General features: G+C 62.4%; 10 protein-coding genes. 1 reads left to right on the top strand and 9 read right to left on the bottom strand.

The features are described 5' to 3' along the window. Nucleotides 1-16: 16 nt before the first annotated feature. The 7 genes from N8A98_RS18730 to N8A98_RS18700 form a co-directional block, all read right to left on the bottom strand. Nucleotides 17-856: a class I fructose-bisphosphate aldolase gene (locus N8A98_RS18730; protein ID WP_390888782.1), complete on the bottom strand. Its 840-nt coding sequence runs from the start codon at nt 854-856 to the stop codon at nt 17-19. Continuing rightward, complete coding sequence (locus N8A98_RS18725) at nt 832-2,556, bottom strand: glycerol-3-phosphate dehydrogenase/oxidase (protein WP_262167579.1); 1,725 nt, start codon at nt 2,554-2,556, stop codon at nt 832-834. The genes N8A98_RS18730 and N8A98_RS18725 overlap by 25 nt, the downstream gene beginning before the upstream one ends. After that, nucleotides 2,556-3,545: an aldo/keto reductase gene (locus N8A98_RS18720; RefSeq protein ID WP_262167578.1), complete on the bottom strand. Its 990-nt coding sequence runs from the start codon at nt 3,543-3,545 to the stop codon at nt 2,556-2,558. The genes N8A98_RS18725 and N8A98_RS18720 overlap by 1 nt, the downstream gene beginning before the upstream one ends. Then, entirely contained in the window at nt 3,542-4,519 is a 978-nt protein-coding gene (locus N8A98_RS18715; RefSeq protein WP_262167576.1) for a sugar-binding transcriptional regulator, read from the bottom strand. The genes N8A98_RS18720 and N8A98_RS18715 overlap by 4 nt, the downstream gene beginning before the upstream one ends. 11 nt (nt 4,520-4,530) lie before the next feature. Then, nucleotides 4,531-5,538, bottom strand: coding sequence for an ABC transporter permease (locus tag N8A98_RS18710; RefSeq protein WP_390888781.1), 1,008 nt, complete (start codon nt 5,536-5,538; stop codon nt 4,531-4,533). Continuing rightward, entirely contained in the window at nt 5,528-7,045 is a 1,518-nt protein-coding gene (locus N8A98_RS18705; RefSeq protein WP_262167574.1) for a sugar ABC transporter ATP-binding protein, read from the bottom strand. Before N8A98_RS18705 ends, N8A98_RS18710 begins: the two co-directional genes overlap by 11 nt. A gap of 78 nt (nt 7,046-7,123) precedes the next feature. Continuing rightward, nucleotides 7,124-8,155, bottom strand: coding sequence for a substrate-binding domain-containing protein (locus tag N8A98_RS18700; RefSeq protein WP_262167572.1), 1,032 nt, complete (start codon nt 8,153-8,155; stop codon nt 7,124-7,126). A 293-nt stretch (nt 8,156-8,448) separates the two neighbouring features. On the opposite strand from N8A98_RS18700, the gene N8A98_RS18695 reads away from it, so the two are divergent. After that, nucleotides 8,449-9,711, top strand: a complete 1,263-nt coding sequence (locus tag N8A98_RS18695) for an MFS transporter (protein ID WP_262167570.1) — start codon at nt 8,449-8,451, stop codon at nt 9,709-9,711. A gap of 6 nt (nt 9,712-9,717) precedes the next feature. Here the strand turns inward: N8A98_RS18695 and N8A98_RS18690 are convergent, their stop codons facing one another. Together N8A98_RS18690 and dnaE are read right to left on the bottom strand one after the other, a co-directional pair. Beyond that, nucleotides 9,718-10,086 carry a VOC family protein gene (locus N8A98_RS18690; RefSeq protein WP_262167568.1) on the bottom strand — a complete coding sequence of 123 codons (369 nt, stop codon included), beginning with the start codon at nt 10,084-10,086 and terminating at the stop codon, nt 9,718-9,720. Further along, nucleotides 10,086-13,541 (bottom strand): DNA polymerase III subunit alpha, encoded by a 3,456-nt coding sequence (gene dnaE / locus N8A98_RS18685; RefSeq protein ID WP_262167566.1) that lies wholly within the window; start codon nt 13,539-13,541, stop codon nt 10,086-10,088. Before dnaE ends, N8A98_RS18690 begins: the two co-directional genes overlap by 1 nt. Nucleotides 13,542-13,625 lie beyond the last annotated feature (84 nt).

Raw genomic sequence — 13,625 nt, 5'->3', positions numbered from 1 at the left:
TCCCCGGACGTAGTTTTTAGCCCTGGTTGTAACGATCCCAGGCTTGTTCGCCGCTGGCGTTCTCGTGGATGATAGCCATCAGCCCGCGCACCACCGCTGCCGGATTGGCATGCTGATAGATATTGCGGCCATAGACCATGCCCTGCGCGCCCTGCCCCATCAGCGCGGCCGACTTGTCGAACACGGCCCGCAAATCTTCCTTGCCACCACCGCGCACCAGCACCGGGCAACGCGCTGCCTGCACCACTTTGTGGAAATCGGCGGCATTGCTGGTCGGGTCGGCCTTGATGATATCGGCACCCATTTCTCGGGCCAGCCGGGTCAGCGTCACGATCTTTTCGGCGTCGCCATCGACCTGATAACCGCCGCGTTCGGAATTGGGCAGCATGACCAGCGGCTCGATCATCAGCGGCATGCCATATTTGTCACAATCGGCCCGGACGCGAGCGATGTTAGCGACGCATTGGCGGAACAGCTCCGGCTCGTCAGGCAACATGAACAGGTTGACCACGACGCAGGCCGCATCCAACTGCAAAGCCCCGATCAGCGGCTCGGCTTCGTTCTGCAATTGCGCCCACATCACGCGGTGGCGCTGCTTGTTATAGGGATTGCCCATATCGAGCCGCATCACCAAAGCCGGCTTGTCCTTGCCCTCGCGCTCCTGCAACAGATCGGCCTGGCCGAAATTCATCTGGATCGCGTCGGGTCCCGCCGCGACCAGGCTATCGACGACAGCTCCAATATCTTCCAGACCATCGAGGAAGCTGGGTTCATTGCACACGCCATGATCGATCGCGACATCAAGGCACCGCCCTTTGCCGAACAGACGATTCAGGCGGACTTTCTTGGCTCCCATAACGGGGACTCCTCACTATCTCGATGTAAAAGTGTTGCCTCGTCGAGGCCGTAATTGCGGGCCAGCAGCGCGAGGAAATCAGCGCGCTCGACCGCCCGGCGATCCGCCGGCCAGCCGCGTTCCATGCCCAGCAGATCGAGCGTGACGTCGATCACGCCCAGCGACAGCCTGCCGCTGATGCCAATGGCTGTGCGTCGCAGCAGCAGGTCGGCAAGCGTTTCGACATGTTCGGCGCCGATCAGATAAAGCAGTTCCCGCCGCCAATACCCGCTCCGGCCGACCTCGACGTCGGGGCCGGCGACCATGAAACCAGCGACGTTCTCGGCCTCGGTGCCATAGCGCTCGAAAAGGCTCTGCGTGACGGCGCGATCCAGATCATAGCGGGCGCAAAGGGCGGCAACCCAATTGTCCGCATCGACGGGAAAGTCCCGGCCGCCACCGATGGCAAGCGTCTCGGTGTCGCGAAAGCGGGCCCGCCCCAACCGGTCCAGCACCAGATCAGCCGCCATGGCGCCGAAGGAGCGGAATGTCGTCCACTTGCCGCCCACCATGCAGACGACCGGCACGTCGCCCTCGATCACCTCGCAGAAATGGTCGCGCGGGATGCGGCCCGTCACCTTGTCGTCGCTGGCTGGCAACGGCCGCACACCGGCAAACTGAAAGATGATGTCTTCGTCAGCAATTTCGATGTCGGGAAAGACAAAGCCCAGCGATTGCAGGATGTAGGCCCGCTCATCGGGCTCGCAACGCACGCTTTCCGGATCATCGGTGCGAATGTCGGTGGAGCCGACCAGCACATTGCCCAGATACGGAAAGAGGATGCAGATGCGGCCGTCTTCGTTCTCGTAATAGATCATGTGGCCATCGAGCGCTTTGAACAGCGCGCGGTTGGTGATGACCAGATGCGAGCCCTTGGTGCCACCCATGATGCGATGCTGCGCGCTGCCGATGGCAGCATTGGTCAGGTCGATCCAGCCGCCTGTCGCGTTGATGATCAGCTTGGGTGCGATGGCATATGCCTCCCCACCAAGCTCGTCGTGCAGCACTAGGCCCTCGCCACCGCGCTCGACGCGGGCATAGTTGATCGCCACCGCGCCGGGGCATTCCGCCACGGTGTCGCGCAACATTTCCATGCCCAGCCGCTCGGGATGGCTAACCCAGGCGTCGTAATAGGTCGCCGAATTGCAGAGCGACGGATTGATCGCCGGCCAGCGCGCCATGGTTTCGCGCCGGCTGCGGAATTCGTGCCTTGGCATGGCGCGGCGGCCGCCGGTGAACAGGTCATAGAGCACGAGCCCGGTCTTGATGACGAGTGCGCCACGTCGGCTGGGCTTTCGCGTCAGGCCGAGAAAGCGGAACGCGCTATTGGTCAGACCCGAGAAACGGTCGAAAATCGGCACGGTGGTTGGCAGCGGCTTCACGTAGTGGGGCGCATTGCGGAGCAGGCGATCCCGCTCGAGCAGGCTTTCGCGCACCAGCTTGAATTCGCCATTTTCGAGATAGCGCAGACCGCCATGCACCATGCGCGACAGGGCCGCGCTGGCGCCGGAGCAGAAGTCGGATTTTTCGGCCAGCACCACGTCGACGCCGTTCAGCGCCAGCTCGCGGAACACCGAGATGCCGTTGATGCCGCCGCCAATGACCAGCACGTCAATTTCAGGCCGCTCGCGCAGCCGGGTCCAGCTCTGTGCGCGGGTCATCAGCGATCGAGCCCCACCAGATGGGTGGCGATGGCGCCATTGATCCCAGCAAGATCGTCGGCGCTGAGTGCCAGGGTGCCGGCCCGCGCATTGTCCAGCGCCTGCACCGGATTGCGGGTACCGCAGAGGCCGAAGGTGATGCCGGGTTGCTGCAGTGTCCAGGCGATCACTAACTGGGCGATACTGGCGCTGTGACCATGGGCCAAGGGCCGAACCGCATCGGCAAAGCGCGCGACTTTGACGCGATTGCCGGCAGAAAACAGCGGATCGTTGCGCCGCTGATCGTCGCCTTCGAATTGCCGATCCGGCCCGATCTTGCCGGTAAGCAAGCCCAGCGCCAGCGACGAATAGCTCAGCGTCGCGACGCCGTGCTGCCGGGCAATCGGCAGGAGCGTGGTTTCGATCTCCCGATCCAGCATCGAAAAGCGTTCCTGGATCGCGTCAAGCTGGCCGGCGGCGACATAGGCATTGAGGTCGTCGGCGCTGGCATTGCTGGCCCCGATGGCGCGGATTTTTCCCGCCGCCTTGAGCTGCTCCAACGCCTCCATCGTCTCGGCCACCGGCGTCGTCGGGTCCTGCCAATGGGTGATGTAGAGGTCGATATAGTCGGTGCCGAGCCGTTTCAGGCTCTGTTCGACTTCATAGGCAATGCCATCGGCGCCGAGATAGCGGTGTACCGGCTTGCCGTCTGCGTCGAAGAAGTAGTTGCCCTTGCCGTGGTGCCAGTTGAGCCCGCATTTGGTGGCGAGCACCACCTTGTCGCGCTTTCCGGCAATCGCCGCCCCGACAATCTCCTCGCTGCGGCCCAGGCCATAGGCGGGGGCCGTGTCGATCAGCGAAATGCCGGCATCGATGGACGCCTCGATCGCTTTGACCGCGGCCGCCTCGTCGGTGCCGCCCCACATCCAGCCGCCAATGGCCCAGGTGCCCAGGCCTACCGCTGAAGCAACAATGCCCGAGCGGCCAATCTCCCGAGTGAGCTGGCTCATGCTGCCACCGCGGCGGCTTCGATGACCTGGATGGCAGTCGCCTCGTCGGTCACCAGCGTATCGAGATGATTGCCGCGCATGACGCTGAGAATGGGGATGACCTTGCTGGGTCCGCTGGCCACGCCGATCTTGTTGGGGATTTCAGCGAATTCGGGCAGCGTCAGCGACACTAACGTGTCGTTGAGTGTGTAACCGGCCAATTGGCCGTTTTTGTCGATCAGATGCGCCAGCAGTTCGCCGGCGGCGCCCGATTGTTCGATTGTCTTGCGATCCTGCCCCGAGGTCGGGTGCAGATCGTAATAGCTGGAGTCGTCGGCCAGGATAGAGCCAATACCGACCACGGCCAGATTGGCCTCGCGGCCACGGCGGAACACGTCGTCGACGGCGCGCATTTTCATCAGCATGGAGCGTTCCTCGGCGCTATCGGCAAATAGCGGGGCATGAATCTGGAAAGCATGGCCGCCCAGCCGCTCGGCCAGTTCGGTGGCCACGTGATTGACGTCGGTATAATGCTTGCCCTGGACCAGGCCCGTCGCCGGAACCACCTGCACGTTGAAGCCGTGCTGGCCCTTGAGGCCATTGCCGATGGCGCTGACGCCCTTGCCGCCGCTGATGCACAGCACGTCTCCATCCCGAATGGTCTCGACCAGCAATTGCCCGGCCGCCTCGCCAACGCTTTGCAGCGTCGTCAGCGGATTGTCCGACACGGTCGGCACCACCATGGCGCGGCTGATGCCGCCTAGGGCGCGCAATTGCTCCTCGATGGCCACCAGATGTTCCACCGGCGACTTGATCTTGATTTCGACGAGCCCGGTCTGACGGCCGCGCTTGATCAGGCGGTTGACACTGGCATGGCTGATGCCCAGCGCCTTGGCGATTTCGCCCTGGGTCTGCCCTTCGATGAAGTGCAGAACCAGCGCGCGATGCATCTGGCGGGCAATGGCAATATCGTCGCGGAGGGTCTTGGAAGTCATGAAAATGGTCCTCAGCGCTTCTTGCTATGCAGGAAATGATCGATCGATACGGCGCCCAGCAGGATGCAGCCCTTGATCATGTCCTGCCAGTAAACCGACACATCGAGCAGGATCAGTGAGCTACTCACCACCGACAGCAGCGCCATGCCCAATATGGCGCCGAAAATCGTGCCGGAGCCGCCATTGAGCGAGGCCCCGCCGATCACCGCAGCGGCGATGATATTGAGTTCCATGCCGACGCCAAAAGTGGGCGTGGCGGCGCCGAACCGGCTCATATAGATGACCCCGGCAACACCGGCCAAAGTTGAGCACAGCACCGTCACCCAGAATTTGACCTGGCGGGTGCGGATGCCGGAATACTGCGCCGCCTTCTCGTTGGAGCCGGTATAGAACACCTTGCGGAAGGCGGTCGCCCGGCGCAGCAGGAAGTCGAACATCACGACAACAGCCACGAAGATGATGATGACAAAGGGAATGCCGTAGAATTCGCCCTGCCCGATCGCCTTGAACTCAGGTGGTAGCGTAAAGAGCGAGAGCGGCGTGCCCTTGGTGACGATCAGGCTCATGCCGCGCACGATGACCATAGCAGCCAGCGAGGTGATGAAGTGGTTGAGCCCCACCACCGTGACGAAGAAGCCCATGGCTGCGCCGATCAGCGCGCTGACGGAAATGCCGATCAGGCTGGCCGTCCAGGGGTCGACGCCCATCAGGAACATGGCGCCTGAAACGACCATCGAGAAGCAGACCACCGAGCCCACCGACAGGTCGATGCCGCCCACGATCAGCAGCACGGTCATGCCGACAACGACAATGCCTTCCACCGAAAAGCTCATCAGCATGGCGCGCACATTGCCCCAGGTGGCGAAGTGCGGCGAGGCAAAGGTCATGGCGACGGAAAGCGCCAGAATGATGACGATCAATCCGGTTTCGCGCATGGCGAAAAGCCGGCCTATCGACAGTTTTTGCGGCGCCTGGCCGGGCGCGGCCAACGTGGTCTCGCCAGCTTGATTAAGCGACATGGGCCAAATCTCCTGTATTCGTTACGCCCGAGGCCAGCCGGATCACGGCTTCCTCAGTCATGGCTCCAGATAATTCCCCAGCCACGCGCCCCTCGCGGATGACCACTACGCGGTCGCAGACCCCGATCAATTCGGGCAGTTCGGAGGAGATGACGATGACGCCGACACCGCTCTTGGCCAATTCGCGCAGCAGCTTGTGAATTTCGGTCTTGGCGCCCACGTCAATGCCGCGCGTCGGCTCATCCATGATGATGATCCTGGGATTGACCGACATCTGCTTGGCAATGGCGACCTTCTGCTGGTTGCCGCCGGATAGTGATGACACGGCATCGTCGATGCCGCCCATGCGGACGCCCATTTTCTGGGTCAGCGCGCGCGCCTGGTCAGCCTCTTTCTTGCGATCGAGCAGGATGCCTGATGTGACCTGCTTGAGGTCGAGCACGGAAATATTGGCCGCGATCGACATATCGAGGAAGACGCCGGACGCCTTGCGGTCTTCCGACAGATAGACCAGCCCCTTGCGCACCGCCGAGGGATAATCGCGGATGCTCACCGGCTCGCCGTTGAGCACAACCTTGCCTGATGTCACCGGGCGCAAGCCGCAAAGGCCCAGGGCAATCTCGGTGCGGCCGGCGCCGATCAACCCGCCGAGGCCGAGGATTTCACCAGCCTTGAGGTCGAAGGAAATGTCGGCGAAGCGTTCGCCGTCGGAAAGCCCCTCGACCGAGAGCAACGTCTTGCCCGGCTCGCCTTCCAGCTTGGGCGGATAGATCTGGGAAATCTCGCGACCGACCATGCGGCGCACCACCAGATCTGGCGTCATGTCGCTCACCTTGTCGGTGGACATATGCCTGCCGTCGCGAAATACGGTGACCCGGTCGCACAGCGCAAAAATCTCGGCCATGCGGTGGGAAATATAGATGATCGAAATGCTGCGCGCCTTGAGCACGCGAATGATCTGGAACAGCGCCTGCGTCTCGGTTTCGGTGAGGGCGGCAGTCGGCTCGTCAAAGATCAGCACCCGGCAATCCAGCGTCAGCGCCTTGGCGATCTCCACCAATTGCTGGTTGGAGATCGATAGCTCCGTCACCCGCCGGCGCACCGGGATGGGGGCCAAAAGGTTCATGACCTTTTGCGCATTGCGATTGAGTGTCGCGTAATTCATCAGCGGCGAGCGGCGGGCATTGGTCGCCGCCATGAAGATATTCTCGGCCACACTTGCATCCTGGCAGAGCGCGATCTCCTGATGCACCAGCCCGATGCCCAGCTTTTGCGCCGTCGCCGGGGAAGAAATCGTGGTCACCGCGCCATCAAGCAGGATTTCGCCTGATGTGGGCTGCAGGATACCGGCGGCAATATTCATCAAGGTGGATTTGCCTGCGCCATTCTCACCGCAGAGGGCGTGAATCTCGCCGCGTTCGAGCGAGAAATCGACTTCCGTCAATGCGTGAATGGCGCCGAACTGCTTGGAGACGCCGCGCATTTGCAGCACAGGATCGGTACTCATGGGTCTCGTCTCATCGGTTCGGTGGGCCGGAGGGCCGGAGGGCCGTAGCTCTCCGGCGATAATCGTGGTGCTAGCGGCTTACTCTTCGATGCCCTTGGTGCCGCGACGCTTGAGATAATCGTCCCAATAAAAGTCGTCGGCATTCTCGGCAGTGACGATCGAGAAGCCGTTGTCGACGAAGGGCACCGCCATGGCATTGTCGCCGGAACGGGCATAATCGTTCATCGGATCGATCAACTCGGGATGGGCCGCCATCCAGAGCAGCATGAAGCCCATATAGCCCTGCATGCCCTGGTTGGGATTGACCGAGCCGAAAATGTCGCCGGCCTTGATCATGTCGAGAATGTTCTCGTTGACGTCGGCCAGCATGACGCGAACCTTACCGCCGTTTTCCTTGCTGGCCTGCGCTGCGCCGATGGCTGAATTGGCCTCGGGCATGAACACCGCGCCCAGATCGGGATTGGCCTGGATCAGGCTCAGCACGGCCTGGTACGCCTTGGCTGGGTCCTGGTTGGAGGCCGCGCGGCCGACCAGTTTCATGTCGGGCCACTTGGCTTCCATGCGGGCGATGAAGGCGGCGACGCGCTTGTCATGATTGTCCTGGCCCGGGTTTTCGAGCACGGCATATTCGCCCTTGCCGTCCATGGCCTCGGCCACGGCATCGGCCGCATAGGTGCCTTCAGCTAGATTGTCCGAAGTGATGAAGGAGGTTCGCTTGGAATTGGGCGAGTCCGCCGCGAAGGTCACCACAGCCACGCCCTGATCGACAGCGCGATTGATCGGCTCGACAAATGGGTCCGAATTCATCGGATGCACCAGAATGCCGGCCGGGTTCTGCGCCAAGGCCTGATCGAAGCTGGCGATCTGCTTGGTCACGTCATATTCGGGCGTGCCGGTATAGGCGGTCTCACAGCCGAATTGCTGGCCGGCCTGCTTGAACATTTCATAGACCGGGAACCAGTATTCGACGCCCGAGACCATGACGTTCATGACGTATTTTTCGCCCGGCTGGCATTTGAACGGGTTCTCGGTCTGGGCCGCAGCATGGCCAGAGCCAAGCAAAGCCGTGGTGACGAACGCCGTTGCCAGCGTGCTCAGAATTTTGCGCAAGATTCCTCCCTCCGGCCGAAGCCGTCGCAATGCATCTCCCTTGCCGGCAATGCCGGTGGGGCATGGATTTTGTGAAACCGCGATCCTCCTCCGAACCGCAGCGGGCCCACAATTGTCCGCAGAGTGAGTCGATGTCAATATAATTCATCGCCTGAATTATATTTCAGGAGACTTGTGAATTGAGCTGCTGCGCATCGGGACAAAGCCCAACCGAACGCAAGTACCGCCTTCCGCACTTCTCATCGAGCGCCGCTCTGACATCATGCGGGTTCGCGAGCCGGCAGGAGGCCAGCATGGCCCATCCCTTTCTCAATCTTCTCAGCGATCGCAAGATCGGCGCCCTGTGGACCGGGCTCGCCTTTTCGGGAATCGGCAATGAGCTGAACCGGATCGCCATGGTCTGGCTTGCCATCCAGATCGCCGGCGCGAATGCCAGCTGGGTTGCAACGGCTCAATTCGCCATTGCCCTGATCGTCAGCCTGGGCGCATCGGCCTTTGCCGACCGGATCGCGCCCCGTTCGCTCATGATCGCCACCGACCTGCTGGCGGCGCTCGTCGTGCTCGTGCCCCTGGTCTTTGCCAGCACTATCGGCCTGAGCCTTGAAGTCTTGATCGGCACATCCATGGCCCTTGCCGCATTGGGCGCGCTGTTCCAGCCAGCCCTGCTTTCAAGCGTCCCGCTGATCGCCCAAACCCGCGAGCGCATTCAAAGCGTGAACGCACTGCTCGACGCCACCGCGCGCCTGTCGCGATTGCTGGGACCGTTTCTCGCCGGCCCGTTAAGCGCCTTCGTGCCGATGCTGCATTTCCTGACGATCAACGCGGCCAGCTTTCTGGTCTCCGCCTGCGGGATCGCGCTTGTCGGCAAATCCATCGGCACCCCCGCCCGCACAAAAGACACCGCGTCCATCGGGGAGCGGCTGGCGCGCGGCTTTATGGTGGCGCAAAAGGAACCGGAAGTCCGCATCGTGCTTGCCGCAAACACCATCGTGCTGGCCGCCTGGTTCATCGCGGTCGGGCTCGGCCTGCCCTTCCTCGCGGCCAGTACCGAAGTGGCGAGCCTGCCACTGACCGGCATCGGCGCCCTGGCCGCCTTGGCCGGCGCATATGGAGCCGGCGATTTCACCGCCAATCTGCTCGTAGCAGGCGCGCGGCCAAAGCGCGTTGGCCGCTTCATGTTCACCGGCTATCTTATCCTGGGAACCGGCTTGGCCTTGATCCCGATCCTGCTATGGATTCTGCCGCCATTCCTCGCCCTGCCCGCAATGCTGCTGGCCTGCTTTGCCGCCGGCCTGGGCGGGCCCATGTTCTTCATCCCCATGATGACCCTATTTCAGACCGGGCTGAACCGCCCCGATCTGAGCAGCCTGATCCGCTTCCGGGCGGCCCTCAGCGCCGCCGCTATGATGCTGGGTTCTGCTGTGTCGCCCTTCCTCTTCGGTGGCCTGGGCGCCGCGCCGACAATCCTGGCCTCCGGCACACTCATTGCGCTGGTCGGCGCCTGGGGCAGCAGCTTCCGGCCCGACTTGGGCGCAACGCAGGTCAAAGTAGCTTGATCCTGCCTATTGATACACCGCCTCAAGCCGGTGCCCTTCCGGATCGACAACGAAGGCCGCATAATAATGCGCACCGTAGTGGGGCCGCAGGCCTGGTGCGCCGGCGTCCGTGCCGCCATGCGCCAAAGCTGCAGCGTGGAAGCGATCCACAGCGGCTCGATCGGACGCCTCGAAAGCCAGATGAAATCCCTCGCCGGGTGACGCTGCTCCGGCGCGCTCGAAGATGTTGAGCCTCTCCCCGCCACCGGCACTGCCATAGCCTAGGCCGCCCTCGCCCGTCCAAAGCCGCACATATCCCAGTGCGGTGAGCACGGCGTCGTAGAACAAGGCGGCTTTGGTCAGGTCACGCACACCGAGCGAGACGTGCCCGAGCATCAGTGGAACCGCACATCCGTTACGCCATCAAGCGCCTTGATGCCGCCGGCCACTTCGGCCGTCAGCCGGTAACTGCCCGGCAGCTCGATCTCGTATTCGCGCGCGCCGCCATCGCGGATCACCACGAAATTGACCGAGCCCTCCCCGCCGCGCTTGAGCTGGCTGCTGATCGAACCCAGTGCCTTGGCATCCGCCGCAAACACCGTCAGCCGCCGGTCGACTTTTTCGGCAATGCCGTCAATCGCTTCGGCCGAGAGCAGGCGCACGCTGATCCCTTCGGCGCGCTCATCCGCGCCGACCATCAGGATCACCGATTTGCCGGGCTGCAAGAGACTGCCGAATTCATTGATCTGCTCGGAAAAGGCGATGCATTCGTAGCTGCCGCTTTGATCTGACAGCGTCAGGATCATCATCGGCGTGCCCTTGCGCGTGCGCCTGTCCTGTCGCGAGGCAATGGTCCCGGCTAGTCGGCCGGCCGACGCGCCATCCTTGACCGCCCGCTCGAAATCGCTCCAGCGCTGCACGCGCATGCGCTCGAACAGGTCCGAATAGGCATCCAGCGGATGCGCCGACAGGTGGAACCCGATCGCCGCCAATTCGCGATCGGCGCGCTCGGTCGTGGTCCAGGCCGGCACCCCGGCCGGCAGCTTGAACGGCTCCGGCTCACCGGTGTCGAACATGTTCCACTGCCCCTCATTGCGCTCGCTCGCCAAGGCCTGGGCCGTGCCGATCACCGTTTCGATGGCGGCAAAAGCCAGCTCGCGCCGCGGCGCCAATTCATCGAATGCACCAGCGCTGACCAGCGTTTCCAGCGTGCGCTTGTTCATCATGCGCGGATCAACGCGCCGGGCGAAATCACCCAGATCCTTGAATGGCTTATCGCCCCGTACTTCAACAATATGTTCGGCTACCTGCCGGCCCACGCCCTTGACGGCGCACAGCCCGTAGAGAACCTTCTTGTCCTTGACCGAAAACAGGACTTCCGACTTGTTGACGCAAGGCGGCACGATCTCGATGCCCTTCTTGCCCGCCTCGCGGCGGAATTCGGAAAGCTTGTCGGTATTGCCCATATCGAGCGTCATCGAGGCCGCGAAGAATTCATGCGGATGATGCGCCTTGAGATAGGCAGTCTGGTAGCTCACCAGCGCATAGGTCGCCGCGTGGCTTTTGTTGAAGCCGTAATTGGCGAACTTGGCGAGTAGGTCGAAGATGGTATCGGCCAGATTCTTGGTCAGCCCGAACTTGACCGCGCCATCGCGGAAACGCTCGCGCTGCGCATCCATTTCGGCCTTGATCTTCTTGCCCATGGCGCGGCGCAACATATCGGCTTCGCCCAGCGAATAGCCCGAGAGCAGCTGGGCGATCTGCATCACCTGCTCCTGGTAAACGATGATGCCATAGGTCTCGTCGAGCACCGATTTCAGCGCGTCATGGGGATATTCGATTTCCTCATCGCCGCGCTTACGGGCGCAGAACAGGGGAATATTGTCCATCGGACCGGGGCGGTACAGCGCCACCAGAGCGATGATATCCTCGAAGCGGTCAGGTTTCATATCGACCAGCGCGCGCCGCATGCCGCCGCCTTCCACCTGGAAGACGCCGAACGTGTCCCCGCTCTGGTAGAGCTTGTAGGTCGGCACGTCATCGATCGAGATATCCTCGATCCGGAAGCTGCCGCCATCCTGGTTGACCATGTTGACGGCATATTGGATCGTGGTCAGCGTCTTGAGGCCGAGGAAGTCGAACTTAACCAGCCCGGCCGCCTCGCTCCACTTCATATTGTATTGGCAGACCGGCATATCCGAGCGCGGATCGCGGTAGAGCGGCGCCAGATCCTGCAACGGCCGGTCGCCGATGATGATGCCGGCGGCATGGGTCGAAGCGTGCCGGTACAGGCCTTCCAGATTCTTGGCGATGGCCACCAATTCGCCCACGGTCTCGTCATCCTCGACCATGCGGCGGAACTGGGGTTCCTCATTCATCGTCCGCTCGATCGACCACGGATCGGTCGGATTGGCCGGCACCAGCTTGCACAGCCGGTCCACCTGCCCATAGGGCATTTGCAGCACGCGCCCGACGTCGCGCAGCACGGCGCGGGCCTGCAGCGTTCCGAAGGTGATGATCTGCGATACCTGTTCGAAGCCGTATTTGCTCTGCACATAGCGGATCACCTCTTCGCGGCGGTCCTGGCAGAAGTCGATATCAAAGTCCGGCATCGACACGCGTTCCGGATTGAGGAAGCGTTCGAACAGCAGGTTGTAGCGCAGCGGATCGAGGTCCGTGATGGTGGTTGCATAGGCCACCAGCGAGCCCGCACCCGAGCCGCGGCCCGGCCCCACCGGAATGCCCTGCGATTTTGCCCAGCGGATAAAATCAGCCACGATAAGGAAGTAGCCCGGAAACTTCATCGACTGGATGATGTTGAGTTCGAACTCCAGCCGGTCGCGATATTCCTGTTCGGTCTTGGTCGGATCGATCACCCCGGTCTTGAACCGGTTCTCCAATCCGCTTACCGCCATTTCGCGCAAGGCCTGCGCCTCGGCGGCCACGGCCTCGTCCTCGCTCAGATCAGGAGCGGCCGCGAATTTGGGCAGGATCGGCTTGCGCTTGAGCGGCCGGTAGGAAATACGCTGTGCGATCTCGACAGTCGAATCCAGCGTCTCGGGCAAGTCCGAGAACAGCGCGACCATCTCGGCCCGCGTCTTGAAATAATACTGATCGTTGAGCTTGCGCCGCTCGGTCTGGGCAATCACCGTGCCGCCGGCAATGGCCAGCAAGGCATCGTGTGCCTCGGCCTCGGCGACCGATTTGAAGAAGGGCTCATTGGTCGCTACCAGCGGAATACCCTTGCGATAGGCGTAATCCACCAGCCGCGGCTCGACGGCGGCCTCTTGTGGGCGGCCGTGGCGCTGCAATTCGATATAGAATCGATCGCCGAACAAATCCGCCAGCCGGTCCAGCCGGCGGGTGGCATTGGCGTCCTGCCCCTGGGCGAAGGCCATGTCGATGGCCCCTTCGGGCCCGCCGCTGAGGCAGATCAGGCCTTCCAGGCCTTCCCGACTCAGCCAATCGAGCCGCGCCGTGGCCGCGCCGCCTTCGCCATCGAGATAGGCGCGCGACACCAGGCGGGAGAGATTTTCAAAGCCCAATTCGGTCTGCGCCATCAGCACGACGCTGGACTTGCCTGACCAGGCGACGTGGCCGCGTTCGCTGACCCGCTCCTCACTGGCGGCAAAGTCGATCGGCAGCTCCACCCCGATCAGCGGCTGAATGCCCTTGCTGCTGGCCTTTTCTGAAAATTCCAGCGCCCCGAACAGGTTACTGGTATCAGAAATGCCCAAAGCGGGCTGATGGTCCGCCTTGGCCAGCTTGAGAATCGTGTCCAGCTGCAACGCGCCTTCCAGCAGCGAATAGGCAGAATGGACGTGCAGGTGGATGAAGCCAGGGCCGCTCATGAATGCTCTCCTAGCCTGCCTTTGTGACAGGCCATGGCGGACGGCGAAACCATTTGGCGCCGCAATCCACAGGGGAAGGTCACA

This window comes from Devosia neptuniae (genome assembly GCF_025452235.1).
In the GTDB taxonomy this organism is placed as follows: domain Bacteria; phylum Pseudomonadota; class Alphaproteobacteria; order Rhizobiales; family Devosiaceae; genus Devosia.
Note: the sequence above shows the minus strand (reverse complement) of the source record. Positions and strands in the feature narration are given on the sequence as shown.